This window comes from Mycolicibacter icosiumassiliensis (assembly GCF_900078685.2).
Taxonomy (GTDB): domain Bacteria; phylum Actinomycetota; class Actinomycetes; order Mycobacteriales; family Mycobacteriaceae; genus Mycobacterium; species Mycobacterium icosiumassiliensis.
Window position 1 is genome coordinate 266,360 of the sequence record NZ_LT546170.1, and the last position, 18,401, is coordinate 284,760.

The 18,401-nt window shown below is 69.7% G+C and carries 12 protein-coding genes and 2 pseudogenes; 10 read left to right on the forward strand and 4 right to left on the reverse strand.

Annotated features, from left to right (window positions below; all coding sequences use genetic code 11):
• Window positions 1–171 (forward strand): inorganic diphosphatase (locus BN4346_RS43860; RefSeq protein ID WP_208863321.1); only part of this gene is annotated, 171 nt, incomplete at its 5' end.
• Here BN4346_RS43860 and BN4346_RS43865 read toward each other — a convergent pair.
• Window positions 152–847, reverse strand: coding sequence for a TetR/AcrR family transcriptional regulator (locus BN4346_RS43865; RefSeq protein WP_067976522.1), 696 nt, complete (start codon window positions 845–847; stop codon window positions 152–154). The two genes, BN4346_RS43860 and BN4346_RS43865, sit on opposite strands and share 20 nt — an antisense overlap.
• Before the next feature lie 69 nt (window positions 848–916).
• Between BN4346_RS43865 and BN4346_RS43870 the strand changes: the two genes are divergently transcribed.
• A complete protein-coding gene (locus tag BN4346_RS43870) occupies window positions 917–1,354 on the forward strand; it encodes a nitroreductase/quinone reductase family protein (RefSeq protein WP_067976523.1) in 438 nt (145 codons plus the stop codon).
• On the opposite strand, the gene BN4346_RS43875 is transcribed toward BN4346_RS43870, so the two are convergent.
• On the reverse strand, window positions 1,343–2,335 hold the full coding sequence (locus BN4346_RS43875; protein ID WP_067976524.1) for a TerC/Alx family metal homeostasis membrane protein: 993 nt from the start codon (window positions 2,333–2,335) through the stop codon (window positions 1,343–1,345). The genes BN4346_RS43870 and BN4346_RS43875 overlap by 12 nt on opposite strands.
• Window positions 2,336–2,483: 148 nt before the next feature.
• Here BN4346_RS43875 and BN4346_RS43880 point away from each other — a divergent pair, with 148 nt between their 5' ends.
• From BN4346_RS43880 to BN4346_RS48290, 4 genes are all read left to right on the forward strand, one after another.
• Complete coding sequence (locus BN4346_RS43880; protein WP_067976681.1) at window positions 2,484–3,692, forward strand: hypothetical protein; 1,209 nt, start codon at window positions 2,484–2,486, stop codon at window positions 3,690–3,692.
• A 27-nt stretch (window positions 3,693–3,719) separates the two neighbouring features.
• Complete coding sequence (locus BN4346_RS43885; RefSeq protein ID WP_067976525.1) at window positions 3,720–4,418, forward strand: glycosyltransferase family 2 protein; 699 nt, start codon at window positions 3,720–3,722, stop codon at window positions 4,416–4,418.
• Window positions 4,419–4,431: 13 nt separating this feature from the next.
• Complete coding sequence (locus BN4346_RS43890; protein ID WP_067976526.1) at window positions 4,432–4,791, forward strand: DUF2304 domain-containing protein; 360 nt, start codon at window positions 4,432–4,434, stop codon at window positions 4,789–4,791.
• Window positions 4,792–4,863: 72 nt separating this feature from the next.
• The gene (locus BN4346_RS48290; RefSeq protein ID WP_167666265.1) at window positions 4,864–5,034 is read left to right on the forward strand and encodes an Rv1535 domain-containing protein; all 171 of its coding nucleotides are present in this window, start codon (window positions 4,864–4,866) and stop codon (window positions 5,032–5,034) included.
• Between the two features lie 10 nt (window positions 5,035–5,044).
• Here the strand turns inward: BN4346_RS48290 and BN4346_RS43895 are convergent.
• Both BN4346_RS43895 and BN4346_RS43900 read right to left on the reverse strand, forming a co-directional pair.
• A pseudogene (locus BN4346_RS43895) lies at window positions 5,045–9,458 on the reverse strand (HAD-IC family P-type ATPase).
• A 147-nt stretch (window positions 9,459–9,605) separates the two neighbouring features.
• Window positions 9,606–10,550 (reverse strand): NAD-dependent epimerase/dehydratase family protein, encoded by a 945-nt coding sequence (locus tag BN4346_RS43900; RefSeq protein ID WP_067976527.1) that lies wholly within the window; start codon window positions 10,548–10,550, stop codon window positions 9,606–9,608.
• Window positions 10,551–10,582: 32 nt separating this feature from the next.
• Here BN4346_RS43900 and BN4346_RS43905 point away from each other — a divergent pair, with 32 nt between their 5' ends.
• The 4 genes and pseudogenes from BN4346_RS43905 to BN4346_RS43920 all read left to right on the forward strand — a co-directional run bounded on the left by BN4346_RS43905 (window position 10,583) and on the right by BN4346_RS43920 (window position 18,381).
• The gene (locus BN4346_RS43905) at window positions 10,583–12,376 is read left to right on the forward strand and encodes a hypothetical protein (RefSeq protein ID WP_067976529.1); all 1,794 of its coding nucleotides are present in this window, start codon (window positions 10,583–10,585) and stop codon (window positions 12,374–12,376) included.
• Between the two features lie 72 nt (window positions 12,377–12,448).
• The gene (locus BN4346_RS43910; RefSeq protein ID WP_067976682.1) at window positions 12,449–13,159 is read left to right on the forward strand and encodes a VIT1/CCC1 transporter family protein; all 711 of its coding nucleotides are present in this window, start codon (window positions 12,449–12,451) and stop codon (window positions 13,157–13,159) included.
• Between the two features lie 95 nt (window positions 13,160–13,254).
• Window positions 13,255–17,029, forward strand: a pseudogene (locus BN4346_RS43915) (Pls/PosA family non-ribosomal peptide synthetase).
• Window positions 17,026–18,381, forward strand: coding sequence for a M1 family metallopeptidase (locus BN4346_RS43920; protein WP_067976530.1), 1,356 nt, complete (start codon window positions 17,026–17,028; stop codon window positions 18,379–18,381). The pseudogene BN4346_RS43915 and the gene BN4346_RS43920 overlap by 4 nt, the downstream one beginning before the upstream one ends.
• Window positions 18,382–18,401 lie beyond the last annotated feature (20 nt).

Sequence of the window (18,401 nt, forward strand, 5' to 3'; positions counted from 1 at the left end):
GACATCAGCGACGTGCCCGACTACGAGCTGGACGCGATCAAGCACTTCTTCGTGCACTACAAGGACCTGGAGCCGGGCAAGTTCGTCAAGGCCGCCGACTGGGTGGGCCGCGGCGAAGCCGAGGCCGAGATCCAGGCGTCGATCGAGCGGTTCAAGACCTCCGGTCACTGACGCCCGTCATCAGCACGTCCAGCAGGAGCGCGAGCTGGGCGTCGAACACCGCCCGCGGTGCCGAGAGGGTGTCCTCGCCGTACCCGCCGAATACCTCCAGGCTGACCGCGCCCACGAGGGCGGCCCACAGCAGGAAGCATTTGGCGATGACGGCATCGTCGCCCGGGAAACCGAACTCGTCGCGGAGTCGTGCGAAGTCTGCCGATAGTGGTTGCGCTGCACCGTTTTGCCCGGACGCAATATCGCCAGCCGCTATGCCCGCCGCGATCGCTTCGAAGAACGCACCGACAACCCGGGTACCTGGGGCCACGGTCTGCTCAGCCGGCGCGTGATAGCCCGGAACCGGGCTGCCGTACAGCAGCGCCCACCCGGCCGGATGGGCTAATGCCCAGTCCCGCACTGCGCGGGCGATCGCGACGATGTCCTCGCGCCACGGGGCCGATACCCGAGCCCGGTCCACTGCGTCGGCCAGATCGCTATAGGCGTCGACCAGCAGCAGGGTGATCAATTCGTCGCGGCTGCCCACGTACCGGTAGACCGCCGAGGACACCATGCCCACATCGCGGGCCACGGCGCGCAGCGACAGCCCGGCCGCCCCGTGGGTGCGCAGATGACGCCGTCCGACCTCGATGATCTGCGCCTCGATGCGTTCCCGCGTCTCTTGCCGTTTGCCCATGACAGCAGTCTGACAGATGTGAGAGCACTGCTCTTGTTTTGGGCGGAGTGGTGTGTCACGCTCAAGTCCATGGCCGCCGGATACGACCGACCCAACGCAGCCGCCCGGTTCGCCAATACGGTGATCCGCAGGCTGGCCGAGGCGGGCATCAGCATCGCCGGCACCCGCGCGATCTCCGTGCGCGGCCGCAAGAGCGGCAAGCGCCGCGGCGTCGTGATCAATCTGCTGACCGTCGACGGGGCGGACTATCTGGTTTCGCCGCGCGGGAACACCGAGTGGGTTCGCAATGTGCGAGCGGCCGGCGAGATCGAGATCGGGCCGCGGTGGCGTCCGCGGCCGGCTCGGGTCACCGAGGTACCCGACGACGACAAACCAGAGGTGCTGCGTCGCTATCTACAACGGTGGTACTGGCAGGTCAAGGGTTACGTGGCGGGGCTGACGCCGGATTCCAGCGACGACGAACTGCGGATCGCGGCGCCGTCGATTCCGGTCTTCTCACTCGACTGACGTAGACCCGCGGGTCCGGTACAGGCTGGCGCCCGTCGTCAGCAGCAACACCCCCACCACGACCGCCAGACTGACCGGGGTGGGGATCTCCGGGACGTTGAGCGGGCGGCCGGAGTTGATGAACCACACCTCGTTGGTGCGCAGTGCGTGCAACACCATCCGCACCCCGATGAAACCCAGGATCACCGCCAGTCCCTGGGACAGATACACCAGCCGGCTCAGCAGCTTGCCGAGGATGAAGAACAACTGCCGCAATCCCATCAAGGCGAACACATTGGCGGTGAACACCAGGTAGGGCTGGCGAGTCAGCCCGTAGATGGCCGGAATGGAGTCCATCGCGAACACCAGATCGGTGGTGCCCAACGCGAGCGCGACGAGAAACATCGGGGTGATGGCCCACGCTCCGGCGCTATCCCGGACGAAGAACCGCACGCCCGAACCCCAGCCCTCGGTGGCGTTGAGGTGGCTGCGGGCGAAACGCACCACGGCGTTGTTGCCGCCCTCGCCCGCACCCTCCCCGGTGGGGTCGTCGTGACGCAGCAGTTTGATCGCGGTGTAGGCCATGAATACGCCGAACACATAGAACGTCCAGGACAGCCGCTGCACGGCGACCCCGCCGAGCGCGATGAACACCGATCGGAACGACAGCGCCAGGACGATGCCGACGAACAGCGCCTCCTGCCGATATTTCTTGGGCACGTTGAAGCTGTTCATGATGATCACGAACACGAACAGGTTGTCCACCGACAGGCTGTATTCGGTCAGCCAGCCGGCGTAGAACTGCATGCCGTACTTCGCGCCGTAATGCCCCCACACCCAGATGCCGAAGGCCACCGCCAGGGTGATGTAGAACGCCAGCCGGGTCACGACTTCGCGCATCGAGGGCTCGTGCACCCGGCGAGCGACCAGGAACAGGTCGAACCCGAGCACCGCGCCCAGGACGGCGAACGTCACCAGCCATTCCAACAGCGACGCGTCCAACGGTGGGCCTCCGGTCGGTGGTTTGGCGGGCTGCCCGACCGTACCCCGCGGCCCGCTTAGTATTTTCGCCGTGGTGACCGATGTCGGTGGTACCGGAACCCCCGGGTTCCCCCGTGGGCTGGCCACCGGTCCTGTCGCCCGCGCCAGTATGGCCCGGGTCGGCACCGCAACGCTGCTCAGCGCCCTGTGCGGCTACGCGGTGCTGTATCTGGCGGCACGGGACCTGGACCCGGCAGGTTTCTCGGTGTTCGGCGTGTTCTGGGGTGCCTTCGGGCTGGTCAACGGCGCCGCCAACGGCCTGCTGCAGGAGACCACCCGGGAAGTCCGGTTCGCCAGAGAGCGCCCGGTATCCGCGCCCGGGCGCGCCCCCACGCCGCACACCCGCCCGCTACGTGTTGCCGGTCTGAGCGGACTGGCGGCGGCCGCGGTGGTTGCCGCCAGCTCGCCGCTGTGGAGCGGCCACGTGTTCGTCGAGGCTCGCTGGCTGTCGGTGGGGCTGCTGTGCTTCGGACTGGCCAACTTCACGGTGCACGCCACCCTGCTCGGCATGTTGGCCGGCGCCAACCGATGGACGCAGTATGGCGCACTGATGGTGACCGATGCGGGCATCCGGGTGGCCGTGGCCAGCGCGACGTTCGTCATTGGCTGGGGTCTGGTCGGGTTTCTGTGGGCCACCGTGGCCGGCGCGCTGGCCTGGCTGCTGCTGCTGGCCGCCTCACCCACCGCCCGCTCAGCAGCGCGGCTGATGACTCCGGTGAGCACGGCGGGATTCCTGCGCGGTGCGGCGCATTCGATCACCGCAGCCGGGGCCAGCGCGATCCTGGTGATGGGATTCCCGGTGCTGCTGCAGGCCACCTACGGCGAATTGGGCGCCGCGGGAGGTGTGGTGATCCTGGCGGTCACGGTGACCCGGGCACCGCTGCTGGTGCCGCTAACCGCCATGCAGGGCAACCTGATCGCGCACTTCGTCGACCAGCGAGGGCGCCGGCTTCGAGCGCTACGCACGCCGGTGGCGGCGGTCGCCGCATTGGGAGCGCTGGGCACGGTGGCGGCGGGCCTGCTCGGTCCCTGGCTGCTGCGCACCGTGTTCGGCCCGGATTACCGTGCCGACGGGCTGCTGTTGGCCGGACTGACGACGGCAGCCACCGCGATCGCGTTGTTGACGCTGACCGGGGCGGCGACGGTCGCCGCGGCGCTGCATCGCGCGTATGCGCTGGGCTGGGTGGGCGCCACGGTGGCCTCGACCTTGCTCCTGCTGCTGCCGTTGGAGCTGCCGACTCGAACCGTCGTGGCCCTGCTGTGCGGTCCACTGGTGGGAATCGCCGTGCATCTGGCCGCGTTGCGCGCCGATTCGTAGCCCGGGCAAGCGTGTATTTTCTAAAACATCGATACCCGCTACCCCGATGTCTGGATCATCGTCCCGGCGTTCAACGAGGCGACCGTCATCGGTGACGTGATCGCCGGGATCCGTTCGGTTTTCGACCACGTGGTCTGTGTGGACGATGGCAGCGCCGACGACACCGCCGGCACGGCCCGACGCGCGGGCGCCTACGTCGTGCGCCATCCGGTCAACCTCGGTCAAGGCGCGGCCATTCAGACGGGAGTCGAGTTCGCCCGCAGCCAGCCCGACGCCCGGCTGCTCGCGACCTTTGACGCCGACGGCCAGCATCGGGTGGCCGACCTGGTGCACATGATCGACCGCCTCGACACCTCCGACCTCGACATCGTCATCGGCACGCGATTCGCCGCACCCGAAGCCGCCGCGACGGTGCCGCCACTCAAACGAGCGGTACTGCGGGCCGCGGTGTACCTGAACCCGCGCATTCGCCGACTTGGGCTCTCCGACGCCCACAACGGCCTGCGGGTGTTCAACCGACGGGTGGCCGATGGCCTCGACCTCACCATGAACGGGATGAGCCACGCCGGGGAATTCATCGCCCTGATCGCCGAGAACCGGTGGCGGGTGGGCGAAGAGCCGGTCGAGGTGCTCTACACCGACTACTCCAAGGCGAAGGGGCAGCCGCTGCTCAACGGCGTCAACATCCTGTTCGACGGGTTGCTGCGCAAGAGGATGTCGCGATGAACAGGATCGTTCGTTGAATTGGATCAAGGTACTGCTGATCGCGGCGGTGTTGGTGCTGCTGATCTACCTGCTGTTGTCGCGCCGTTCCGCCCAGTCGCGGGCCTGGGTGAAGGTCGGCTACCTGGTGTTCGTGGTGGCCGGCATCTACGCCGTACTGCGCCCCGACGACACCACCGTGGTGGCCAACTGGCTCGGGGTGCGCCGCGGCACCGATCTGATGCTCTACGTGCTGGTCATGGTTTTCGCGTTCACCACGCTGAGCACCTACATGCGGTTCCGCGATCTGGAGCTGCGCTACGCCCGGCTGGCAAGGGTGATAGCACTCGGGCAAGCCCAACCGCCTGAGCCGCCTGAGCCGGCCGAACCACATTAATTCGGCAACAATTGTCCCAGCGGTAACAGCGGGTTTGCCGCTCGTCCGATTCCAGCCCGCACCGTTGCAGGTATGCGGGCGACCGAAGTCCTGGCAGAACCTCTGGCCGACGCGACGGCGGCACTGCTGACCGTGCCGGTGGTCGAGTTGTACGCAGTGCTCTGGCGCGCTGGTCTGCTCGAGGTGCGACTTCCCGCGGCCAAGCAACCACTGTCGTGGGCGACAGTGCTTCAGCCGGCGTAACGGGGCAGCCTCAGCGCACCAGTTCCAGCTTCGCGGAAGACTTCTTGGCGGTCGCTTTTTTGGCCGGGGCCTTTTTGGCCGGGGCTTTTTTGGCCGGGGCCGCGATCTCCTTGGTGGGGGCCGCGATCTCCTTGGCCGGGGCCGAGAACCGGCTCGCCACAGCCACTGCGGCGGTGGCCGCCGCGGCCGTGCCCAGGCCCTGCGCCCAGCCGATCGGGCCGACCGGCGTGCAACCCAACAGCTGGCTGACCCCGGGGGTGGAGACCATCGCCGCGAACAGCGCGAACGATCCGGCCGCGGTGGCCAGCACCATCGGCGCCCGCGAATCGACCACGGTCTGACCGAGTTCGGTGGTCACTAGCGAGATCAGCGCCACCGTCGACGCCCGCTGCGAGGGTCCGGTGAACCCAGAAAGACTGGCCATCGCCCAGGCTGCGGTGCCCGCCGCGGCGGTGACGCCGCCGCGGAACGCCACCGCGCGCCACAGCTTGCGCTCGTCGAGTCCGGGCACCGCGTCACCGATCGGGCCGGCCGGCGTGCTCACCGCCACGGCGGTGGCCGGCAGGGCGTCGGTCAGCGTGTTCATCAACAGCAACTGCCGGGTGTTCAGCGGTGAATTCCCGGTGACCGCGGTACCGATGACGGAGAACATCACTTCGCCGGCGTTGCCACCCAGCAGCCCGGAGATGGCCAGTTGCACGCCCCGCCACAGTCGTCGGCCCTCGTCGATCGCGTCGACCAGAGCACCGATCTTGCCGTCGGTCAGCACGACGTCGGCGGTGGCGTGTGCCGAGTCGCTGCCGTGCGCAACGACACCCAGCCCCACCGTGGCGGCCCGGATCGCGGCGGCGTCGTTGGCGCCGTCGCCCACCATCGCCGATACCCGGCCGGCGCGCTCCAAAGTCTGGACGATCTGCACCTTGTTCTCCGGTGACATCCGGGCGAAGATCACCCGCTCGCAGACCACCCGCTCTTGTTCCTTGCGGTTCAAGGCATTCCACTCCGAGCCGGTGATGACCTGGTCGGCGCTGACGGTCACACCCATCTCGGCGGCGATCGCGGTGGCGGTGATCGGGTGGTCGCCGGTGATCATCCGGATGTCCACGCCGCGGGCGGCCAGATCGGCGAGCAGCTGCGGAGCGTCGGCCCGGGGGGTGTCGGCCAGGCCGAGGAACCCGAGCAGCGTCAGGCCGGAGGCGCTGACCTCCACGAGCCGATCGGAATCCTCCCGGACATCACGCACCTGGGCGGCGGTCAGTTTGCCGCGGGCGACCGCGATCACTCGCAGCCCCTGGGCCGCCATCGCGGCCACCTGCTGCTCGACCTTGGTGTCAGCGTTCTTGCAGGCGTCCAACACCACTTCCGGTGCGCCCTTGACGAGCAGCTCCGATCCCAGCACCGACGCGGAGAAGGCCCGGCCGGAGCGGAAGGGCAGGTGCGCGTCGGGTTCGGTCCACGGCCGGGCGCCGGCTGCGGCCGCCGCACCTTCGACGATGGCCTGGTCGGTGGCGTGCGCGTGCGCCGCACCGTCGGGGGCCGGCGCCGCCTGCGCGGCGGTGCCAAGTACGTCGTCGTCGGAATATCCCGCCAGCGGGCGCACCGTGGCGACCCGCAGCCGGTTCTCGGACAGCGTTCCGGTCTTGTCGAAGCAGACCACGTCAACCCGGCCGAGCGCCTCCACCGACCGCGGGATACGCACCAGCGCACCGGTTTTGGTCAACCGCTGCGACGACGCGTGCTGGGCCAGGGTAGCCATCAGCGGCATGCCCTCCGGGACGGCGGCGATCGCGACCGCGATCGCGTTGCCGAGCGCTACCCGCAGCCCGCCCTGGCGCAGCAGGCCGAGCGCGCCGACCGCCACACCGCCGGCAGCGCTGTACGGGAAGGTCCGGTACATCAGCTGGGACAGGTGGTGCTGCAGGCCGACCTCGGGCAGCTCGCCGGCGGCCAGTTCGGAGGCCCGGCGGGCCTGGGTGTCGGCGCCCACGGCGGTCACCATAGCCAGCGCCTTGCCGGCGATCACCGTGGTGCCCGCGTAGAGCATGGAGCTGCGCTCGGCCAGTTCGGCGCCGGGAGTCGGGTCCAGCTGTTTGCCAACCGACAGCGATTCGCCGGTCAGCGAGGATTCGTCGACCTCCACGTCGGACACCTCGATCGTGCGGGCGTCGGCGGGCACCACCTCGTTGCTGCGCACCTCGATCAGGTCGCCGGGCAGCAGTTGTTCGGCGGGGATTTCGTGGTAGGTCGGGGTGCCGTCGGCCCCCAGCACCACGACCCGGGCCGGCGGGGCCTGCTGGGCCAGCAGGGTGTTGAGCCGGCTCTCGGCCCGCAACCGCTGGTAGGCGGCCAGCATGGCGTTGCCGGTGAGCACGGTGCCCACCATCACGGCGTCGATCGGCGAGCCCAGCATGGCGGTCGCCGCCGAGCACAGCGCCAGGATCGGCGTCATCGGGTCGGACAATTCCTCACGCACGGCGTGGAAGTACGGCCAGAACATGCCTTGCGTTTCCGCGTCGACCGGTGCGCGGTCGGCCAGTGGCTGTTGCGATTCCGCGCTGTCCGGCGACCTCAACAACGCGCGCGCCTGCTCGACGGTCATGGCGTGCCACTCGTAGGCCGGTGCCGGCTTGGGTGCGTGCGCACGCAGCACCCGGCGGGCCAGCAGATATCCCGACAGCATTCCGGCGCCGGCGCCGACTGTCACCGGTCCCGGGCCGCGGCTCGGCCCCGCCCCCAGCCCGGGGATGGTGGACCAGCAGCAGCCCGGCGATGGACGACGCTCCGATCGAGATCGCGACCCCGCGCTCGGTGGCCGTCCGGGCGGCCGGCAGCGCGCGCAGCACCTGCCATGCGCCGGCGAGGTCGGCCAGCAGCAGGTCGGCATAAAAGGGTGGTGGAGCATCGGTGTGCTCGCTCGTCGGCATGACTCCGAGCGCCAGGTCCGCCGACGCCAGCGCCTGAGCTGCCGAGGTGGACAGCACCGCGACGGTGCGGCCGGCCTGCTGCAGGTCGGTCACGGCCGCGGCCAGCGCGCCGTCTAAATCTTCGCCGGAGACCGGGCGGATGTCGTCGAAACCGGGTCGCAGCTCGCCGAGGATCTCGGTGTCGACGGTGACCAGCTCCGCGCCGGAGGCACGTGCTTCGAGGACCACCGCCGAGGCCAGCGCATGGTGCGCGGGCAGGATCAGCGCGTCGACCGGCTCCTTGCGGGTCGACCCACGGACCGTCATGCCGGGAACCCGGTGCCAGCCCGGGCGCAGGCCAGGCTCGTCGAGCAGGCTCTGCGCACTGTTCCAGGCCTTCGGCAGCTCGTGCTCGCTCGCACCGCGGATCTGCACCACGCGGCGTTGTTCGCCGGTCAGCGCCCGCGGGTCGATGACCACGGTGTCGATCTTGTCGAGGCGGCGCAGACTCTCCGGTCGCAGCGGAAGCACCCCGTGCGCGTCGGCCAGCCCCTGTCCCAGGGTCGCGGCGAACGATTCGCAACTGGTGCGCACCGCTTTCGGCGAGGTGGCCAGAATCGCGCTCGACGTCATGTCCAGATTGCGGGTCAGCGCGCCCACCGCCCCGGCCGCGACCACCTGCGCTACCGCGGTGCGCTTCAGATAGCGCTCGGCCGCACCGTCCGGCCGCGGGACCGGCCGCGCGGTGGTGTGTACGTCCGGGTGTTCGGCGTAACGGGCCAGCTCCGGCTCGTAGCGATTCCAGGCCAACGCCCCGGCCCGGGTCTCGGCGGCTTTGAGCCCCTCCACCATCAGGTCCACCGCCAGGATCGCCGGGGACATGGTGATGACGTGCGACCCGAGCGAGAGCAGGGAAAGCACCCGGTCAGCCTTTGCCGGGCCGATCTGGCTTTCCAATGCGCTGCGGACCAACGGCTGATAGCGGGCCACCGACGCCGCGGCGTCGAAGATCTTGGGCGCGGCCGGCAGGCGCATCGCGCTGCCCACGGTTGCGATCGCCAGCCCCACCGCGTTGGCGCCCACCATCGCGCCCTTGGTGGCCAGCAGCAGTCCGTCGCCCGGCAGCGCCGCGGACTCGGTCGCGGTCAATTCGACATTCTTTTCGGCCGCTTCCACCGTGGCGCACAGCTCAGCCAGCGAAACCTGGTCGCCGATCTCGACGACCACCCGCGACAGCGGACGATTCAGCCGCACCGAGGTGACGCCCGGCTGGGCCCGCAGGGCTTCCAGCACCTCGGCACCGACATCGACGCCGTCGGGGTCGTCGAGGTCGTCGAGCCCGTGCACCTCGATCCAGGCCCGTCCGGCGCCGCGCCAGCTGCGTCGGCTGGTCAGATCGGAGCGCTCACCGGCCAGGATCTTGGCGCCTTCGCGCAGCGGGATGGCAGCGAGGTCCAGGCTCGCGGATGCGACGGCGCCGACGGCGTCCAGTCCGAAACGGCCGATTGCGAAAACATCCATGGATTGCCTCCAGCGTCATAGCAGCGCTGGAGGTCTCTTCCGCCGGTTTCCCGGCCCACAGCCCCGGTCACCCGATGACGGGCGACGTGATGACGAGACTGCGAATTGGGGAATACTCCCCTCCGACCGGCCAGTATGCCACAAACCTCAGCCGGGCTTAGTCTGTCGGAAGTACGCCACGGTGCGTGTCACCCCGTCGGCCAGCGCGACCTGCGGGCGCCAGCCCAGCACGTCCCCGCCCCGCGAGATGTCCAAGCAGGACCGTTTCAGGTCACCGAGGCGCGGCGGATGGAACTCCGGGTCGTCGGGTGCGCCGACGGCGGCCGCCACCGCCGTATGCAGTTGCCGGTCGGAGGTCTCCACCCCGGTGCCCACGTTGAACCGCTGCCCGTTGCCACGCTCACCCGAAGCCCGCACGAACGCGTCCACCACGTCGTCGACGAACACGTAGTCCCGGGTGTTGGAGCCGTCCCCGAACACCTTGGTGGGCCTGCCTTCCAGCAGCGCCTGGGCGAAGATCGCCACTACCCCGGCCTCGCCGTGCGGGTCCTGGCGGGGGCCGTAGACGTTGGCCGGCGCGATGTGGGAGCACTGCAGCCCGTAGAGGTGGCCAAAGGTGTTGAGGTAGATCTCACCGGCTACCTTCCCGGCGGCATAGGGCGAGGCCGGATCGGTCGGGACGTCTTCACCGGTCGGATAGTGCTGCGGGGTGCCGTAGATCGACCCGCCTGAGGAGGTGTGCACGATCTTGCGCACCCCGGCCGTCCGCGCGGCGTCGGCCAGCCGGATCGTCCCGACGACATTGACCGAGGCGTCGAAGACGGGGTCGGCCACCGAGTGGCGTACGTCGATCTGGGCGGCCAGGTGGAAGATCACCTCCGGGCGGTGCTGCGCCAGGATCGCCTGCAGGTCGGCGGAGACGATGTCGGCCTCGACGAAGCTGAAGCCGGCGTCATCGGCCAGATGCTCGATGTTGAGGGCCCGGCCGGTGGCGAAATTGTCCAGCCCGACTACCTGGTGCCCGTCCGCCCGCAGGCGGTCGACCAACGTCGATCCGATGAACCCGGCTGCCCCGGTGACCAGTGCTCGCACCGGCCCACCATACCGACAGGTAAGAAAGACGGATGCGCACCCGGATCGCCGCCCTGCCCTGGGTCTGCTGGGCGGCGGTGGCCCTGATCGCCGCCCAGCTGGTGGTCCGGGCGGTTGTGGCGTTCGGGGGCTACTTCTACTGGGACGACCTGATCCTGGTCGGCCGGGCCGGCACCCACCCGCTGTTGTCGCTGGCGTACCTGTTCGACGACCACGACGGTCATGTCATGCCGGGCGCGTATCTGGTGGCGGGTGCCCTCACCAAACTGTGGCCGCTGCAGTGGGCCGCGCCGGCGGTCAGCCTGGTGGTGCTGCAGCTGCTGGCGTCGTGCGCGCTGCTGCGCGTGCTGTGGGTGATCCTGGGCTGGCGCCCGGTGCTGCTGATACCACTGACCTTCGCGTTGTGGACCCCGTTGGGCCTGCCGGCCTTCGCCTGGTGGGCGGCGGCGCTGAACTCGCTGCCGCTGTGCGCCGCGCTGTCCTGGGTATGCGCCGACGCGATCCTGTTGGCACGCACCGGGAATCGGCGCTACGCAGTCACCGCAACCCTGGCCTTCCTGGGCGCCTTGTTGTTCTTCGAGAAGTCCGCGGTGATCCCCTTCGTCGCATTCGCGGTGACGGCACTGCTGGGCTACATCTCCGGTGAGTCGCTGACCGGCGCGATTGCCGGGGCATGGCGGGCCGGTGCCCGGCTGTGGACGGCGCTGCTGGCGGTGACCGCGGGGTGGATCGGGGTCTACCTGGCGGTGGTCAATCAGAAGCGGTGGAGTTTCGACCTCGAGATGACCCGCGACCTGCTGCTGCGCTCGATCACCCACGGCATCGTGCCGAGCCTGGCCGGTGGCCCGTGGAGATGGGCGCGCTGGGCGCCGGCTTCGCCGTGGGCGTTGCCGGGGCCGGTGGTGATGACGCTGGGCGCTCTGGTGCTGGCCGGGCTGCTGGCGGTGTCGCTGGCACGCAAGCACCGCTTGGCGCCGGTGTGGCTGGCCGCGGCCGGCTACGCGGCGGCCTGCCAGGTGCCGATCTATCTGATGCGGTCCTCGGCGTTCACCGCGCTGGAGCTGGCTCAAACCCTGCGCTACCTGGCCGACCTCGTCGTGGTGCTGGCGATTCTGGGCGCCGTCGGGTTGTGCGCCCCGAACCGGGCCTCCTCGCACTGGCTGGACGCCGCACCGCTGCGCACCGTGGCAGTGACCGGCCTGGCCGCGGCGTTCACCGCGAGCAGCCTGTACTCGACGGGGACGTTCTTGACCTGCTGGCGTGACGATCCGGCTCGCGCCTATCTGCAGAACGCCCAGCGCGGCCTGGCCGCCGCGCACGCCGCCTCCGATGCGCCGATGCTGGATCAGGAAGTCGACCCGCTGGTGCTGCAACGGGTCGTCTACCCGGAGAACCTGGCCAGCCACATGTTCGCCTTGCTGCGCGACCGCCCCGAATTCGCCTCGGCGACCACGCAGTTGCGGATGCTGACCAACTCGGGGACCGTGACCGACGCCCAGGTGACGTGGGTCCGCTCCCTGGTGCCCGGACCGGTGCCGCACTGCGGCTATCTGATCCAGCCGGACCGGCCGGCGACCCTGCCGCTGGACGGCCCGCTGCTGCCCGCGGACTGGACCGCTGAGATCAACTACCTGGCCAACGTCGACGGTGCGATGACGCTGTCGCTGTCGGAGGGTCCCGACGTGCGGGTGCGGGTTCGGCCGGGCCTCAACCGGGTCTTCGTACGGCTGCCCGGCGCCGGCTACCAGGTGTCCGCGCGCGCCGACACCGCAGCGCTGTCGGTGTGCATCGCGGTCGGCCCGGTCGGCTACCTCGCACCCCGGTAGCGCTTCTCAAGTCACCTGTAGGTAATTGCTGTTCACAGCGATGGGGTGGACGTTACGGTGTCGCGCATGCCGATGCTTTCACCGCACTCAGCCGAGCCCCATGACGGCTCACTGGCGTCGAAACTCAATTGGTTGCGCGCCGGGGTATTGGGCGCCAACGACGGCATCGTCTCGATTGCGGGCATCGTGGTCGGTGTTGCCGCCGCCACCGTGCAGCGGGGTCCGATCTTCACCGCCGGTATCGCCGGTGTGGCGGCCGGCGCAGTTTCGATGGCGCTCGGGGAGTACGTATCGGTGAGTACCCAGCGTGACACCGAACAGGCTGTGCTTCACAAGGAGCGTCGCGAGCTGCAAGAAGACCCCGCCGCCGAGCTCGATGAACTTGCGGATTTGTATGAGGCCAAAGGACTGTCGGCGGCAACGGCCCGTGTGGTGGCCGAAGAGCTGACCCATCACGATGCGTTCGCCGCCCACGCCGAGGTCGAGCTGGGCCTCGATCCAGACGATCTGACCAACCCGTGGCAGGCTGCGGCGGCGTCAGCCCTGGCGTTCACGGTGGGAGCGCTGTTGCCGATGGTCGCGATCCTGCTGCCGCCAACGACCTGGCGGGTCCCGGTGACCGTCCTGGTCGTGCTGCTGGCGCTGATGCTCACCGGTGTCGTCTCAGCACGCTTGGGTGGGGCAAGCGTCCGAAACGCCTTGATCCGCAATACCACCGGCGGGGCGCTCGCACTAGGCACCACGTACCTGATCGGCCAGCTGGTCGGCCACACAATCAGCTAGACGGTGCCGGGTTGATGGCGGATCACGCGGGGCCTGATCCTGGTCGTCGGCTTGGTGGGCTGCGCAACCCCGGGCTACAACGCGCCGAGCTGACGATGACGCGCTGCACACCCGGACCGTGCTGGGTACGTTCTACAGTCGTGCCCTCACTGCAAGTCCCCGCGCACTATCTGCGCGGCTCGTCGGCGCCGCAGCCCCGCACCCTGATCGACATTCTGCAAGAGACCGCTGCCCGCTACCCCGACGCTCCCGCCATCGACGACGGCAACGTGGTGTTGACCTACGGGGAGCTGATCGAAGACATCGCCGACAGCGTCGCATGGCTGGCCGCCCGCGGTCTCGGCCGCGGCGATCGCATCGGCATTCGGATGCCGTCGGGCAATTACGCGCTGTACGTGGCGATCCTGTCCACGCTGGCCACCGGCGCGGCCTATGTGCCGGTGGACGCCGACGATCCGGCCGAGCGCGCCGAGCTGGTGTTCAACGAGGCTCAGGTGGCGGCGGTGATCACCGAGGCGGGTTTGACGCGCGGTCCCGGCACGTCACGCGGCTGGCGGGCAACGGCACCGCAGACCAGCGACGACGCCTGGATCATCTTCACGTCGGGGTCCACCGGCACCCCGAAGGGCGTGGCCATCACACACCGCAACGCGGCGGCCTTCGTCGACGCCGAAGCCCAGCTGTTCTTGCAGGACAACCCGATCGGGCCCGGCGACCGAGTGCTGGCCGGGCTGTCGGTCGCGTTCGACGCGTCCTGCGAGGAGATGTGGCTGGCGTGGCGCTACGGCGCCTGTCTGGTGCCGGCGCCGCGGTCGCTGGTACGCAGCGGCATGGACCTGGGGCCGTGGCTGGTGGCGCGCGACGTAACGGTGGTGTCCACCGTGCCCACCCTGGCGGCACTGTGGCCGGCCGAAGCGCTCGAGGCGGTCCGGCTGCTGATCTTCGGCGGCGAGGCCTGCCCGCCGGAGCTGGTGGCCCGGCTGGCGGTGGACGGCCGCGAGGTGTGGAACACCTACGGCCCCACAGAGACCACCGTGGTGGCCTGCGCGGCGCAGCTCGACGGCACCGGCCCGATTCAGATCGGGCTGCCGCTGTTGGGCTGGGACCTGGCCGTGCTCGGCCCCGACGGGGCGCCGGTGGCCCCCGGCGAGGTCGGCGAGCTGGCGCTCGGCGGCGCCGGGCTGGGCCGCTCCCNGCGGCGGTGCGGCGGCGGTGCGGACCAGCGCCGCCGGGACCCCACTGCTGGTCGGTTCCCTGGTCAGCGCCGATCCGGAGTTCGATCTGGGAGCCGCCCGCGCCGAGCTGGGCCGGCGACTGCCCGCCGCGCTGGTACCCCGGCTGGTGCTGGTCGACGAACTGCCCACCCGCACCTCGGGCAAGGTGGACCGCGATGCGCTGCCGTGGCCGGTGGGGCCGGAGCCGGGTGCCCTGGCCGGCGGCGGAGTTCTCGCCGACGACCCGGACAGCACCCTGGGCTGGCTGGCCGGACTGTGGCGCGACGTGCTGGGCGCCCCGATCGACGACGAGCAGGCCGACTTCTTCGCCCTCGGCGGTGGATCGCTGCAAGCCGCCCAGCTGGTGGCCGCGGTACGGCAGCGTTACCCGCAGACCACCGTCGCCCAGCTCTACGACCGTCCACGGCTCGGCTCCCTCGCCGGGTTTCTCGACGACATGGGCCGCAGTGACCCCGGAGCCGAGGCTGCGTCCCGCGCGGTTGAGCCCACTCCGTGGCAGACCCAGGCCGCACAAGTGCTGCTGTCGGTGCCGCTGGCCACGCTGACCGGGCTGCAGTGGGTGACCTGGCTGGCGCTGATCAACAACGTGGTGTCGGCGGTGCATCCGCTGCCCTGGCTGGTGCGGCTCGACTGGTGGTGGGTGATCGCCGCCTTCGTGCTGTTCGTGACCCCGCTGGGCCGGATGGGCATCGCCGCACTGGGGGCGCGAGCACTGCTTTCCAACCTGGCGCCGGGGACCTATCGGCGCGGCGGTCCCGAGCACCTGCGGGTCTGGATCGCCGAACGGCTCGCCACCGCCAGCGGCGCCGAGAATCTTTCCGGCGCACCGTGGCTGGTGTATTACGCGCGAGCGCTGGGTAACAAGATCGGCGAGGGGGTGGATCTGCACTCCGCCCCGCCGGTGACTGGGATGTTGACGCTGGGGCACCGATGTTCCATCGAACCGGAGGTGGACCTGGCCGGGCATTGGATCGATGGCGATGCGTTCCACGTCGGTCCCGTGACGGTCGGCAACGATGCCACCATCGGTGCCCGCACCGCGCTGCTGCCCGGCGCTGCGGTCGGCAAGGACGCCGATGTGGCTCCCGGCTCCGGAGTAGTCGGCGAGGTGAAGAAGGGCCAGTACTGGACCGGCTCGCCGGCAGTGAAATCCGGTAAGGCACACCATCCCTGGCCGGATCACCGGCCGCCGCCGCGCCCGGTGTGGGCGGCGGTGTACGGGCTGACGTCGATCCTGCTGGGTGGCCTGCCGTTGTTGGCATTGGGTGTCGGGCTGGCAGTGCTGGGCCGGGCCGTCCGCGACAGCGCCACGTTGGCCGAGGCGATCCGCCCGGCGGTGCTGGCCACCCCGCCGGCCGCGCTGGCCGCGATGCTCAGCTATGCCGCCCTGACCGTGATCGGGGTGCGGTTGTTGTCGATCGGGCTGACGGAGGGCTACCACCCAGTGCGCAGCCGGGTGGGTTGGCAGCTGTGGGCCACCGAACGTCTGATGGACGCCGCGCGGGACTATCTTTTTCCGGTGTACGCCAGCCTGATCACGCCGTGGTGGCTGCGATTGCTCGGGGCCACGGTGGGCCATGGCACCGAGATCTCCACCGCGCTGGTGATCCCGAAGTTCACCACGATCGCCGACGGCGCCTTTCTGGCCGACGACACCATGGTGGCCTCCTACGAGTTGGGCGGCGGCTGGATCCACGTCGCACCGGCCACCATCGGCAAGCGCGCGTTCCTGGGTAATTCCGGGATCACCCAGCCGGGCAGGCGGGTCCCCGACAACTCCTTGGTGGCGGTGCTGTCGACCGCCCCGCACAAGGCCAAGACCGGCTCGTCGTGGCTGGGCAGCCCGCCGGTGCGACTACGGCGCAAGGCCGCCGACCTCGATGCCGAGCGCACGTTCGAACCGCCGCTGCGGTTGAAGCTGATGCGCGCCGTCATGGAGACCTTCCGGCTGATCCCGGTCATCGTCACCTTTACGATCGGAGCTGCGGTTTTGGGCGTGTTGCAGTGGGGGGCAACGCGGTTCGGCTACGGCTGGACCGCTCTGGGCAGCGGCGTGACGCTGCTGGCCGCGGGGGCGGTGGCCGGCGGCAGCGCGGTGGTGGCGAAATGGCTGATCGTGGGCCGGATCCGGGCGTCACAGCGCCCGCTGTGGTCGTCGTTCGTGTGGCGCAACGAGGTCTCCGACGCTTTCGTCGAAACCGTGGCCGCTCCGTGGTTCGCCCGCGCCGCGACCGGTACCCCGGTGATGAACCTGTGGTTGCGGGCGCTCGGCGCCACCATCGGCCGGGGCGTGTGGTGCGAAACGTACTGGCTGCCCGAAGCCGACCTGGTGACGCTGGGCGCCGGCGCGACGGTGAACCGCGGTTGCGTGGTGCAGACCCACCTGTTCCACGATCGGATCATGCAGATGGACACCGTCACGCTGGAGGCCGGCGCCACCCTGGGGCCCAACTGCGTGGCGTTGCCCGCGTCCCGGCTGGGCGCCGGCGCCACCGTCGGGCCGGCCTCACTGGTGATGCGCGGTGACGAGGTGCCGGCGGCGACCCGCTGGCAGGGCAATCCGATTGCGCCGTGGCTGGTGTCGGGCAAGAAGCGCGGCTCTTCGGCTGCCGCGAGTCAGGAGCCCGCGGCATGAGCAAACCCGGAAAGATTCCCCCGAAGGCGGTCAAGGCCCCGGCGCCGGTACTGGACCCCTATCTGCCCGACAACGGCAACAGCGGTTACCGGGTCTCGCGCTACGAGCTCGATCTGGAGTACAAGGTCAGCAGCAACCGGCTCTCGGGCACCGCGACCATCACCGCGGTCGCACTGGTCGCACTGCGCGACATCACCCTGGATCTTGCCGACACCCTGTCGGTGGCCAAGGTGTGGATCAACGGTCGCCCACCCAGCCGATTCGCCACCTCGGCGGCCAAGCTGCGGATCACGCTGGCCGCCACGGCACCGCCCGGTGCCGCACTGGTGATCGTCGTCCGGTACTCGGGGTCACCACGACCCAGCGAAACCCTTTGGGGTGAAGTCGGTTTCGAGGAATTGTCCGACGGCGCGCTGGTCTCCGGGCAACCCAACGGCGCGCCGTCGTGGTTCCCCTGTGACGACCACCCCTACGCCAAGGCCAGCTACCGAATCCAGATCAGCACCGACAGCCCGTACTACGCGGTCGCCAACGGCGAACTGATCTCGCGGCGGGCCCGGGCCACCCGCACCACCTGGACCTACGAGCAGCCCGAGCCGACACCGACCTATCTGGTCACCCTGCAGATCGGCCGGTACGTGACCCGCCGGGTGCCGGGATCGGCGGTGGCAATTCGTGCGGTGCTACCGGCCCGCCTACAGACCGCGTTCGAGCGGGATTTCGCGCAACAGTCGCAGATGATGGAGCTGTTCGTGCAACTGTTCGGGCCCTACCCGCTGGCGGCCGGCTACACAGTGCTGGTTACCGACGACAACCTAGAGATCCCCCTTGAAGCACAGGGGATTTCGATCTTCGGCGCCAACCACTGCGACGGCACCGGGAGATCTAATCGGCTGATCGCCCACGAGCTGGCGCACCAATGGTTCGGCAACAGCGTGACCCTGCGGCGCTGGAGCGATATCTGGCTGCATGAGGGGTTCGCCTGCTACGCCGAATGGCTGTGGTCGGAGCATTCCGGCGGGCCGAGTGCCGACCAGCTCGCGCAGCGCTATCACCGACAATTGGCGGGTCTGCCGCAGGATCTGCTGTTGGCCGATCCGGGGCCGGCCGACATGTTCGACGACCGGGTGTACAAGCGCGGCGCGATCACCCTGCATCTGCTGCGCGGCCGGCTGGGCGACGACGCCTTCTTCGCGCTGCTGCGCGACTGGACGTCGCGCTACCGCCACGGCAACGCCGGCACCGAAGATTTCACCGCGCTGGCCGCCAGCTACACGGCGGAGTCGCTGCAATCGTTGTGGCAAGCCTGGCTGTATTCCGCCGCTGTTCCACCGCTGGCAGTGCCCAGTTAACCAAACTGGCTCGGTAGATA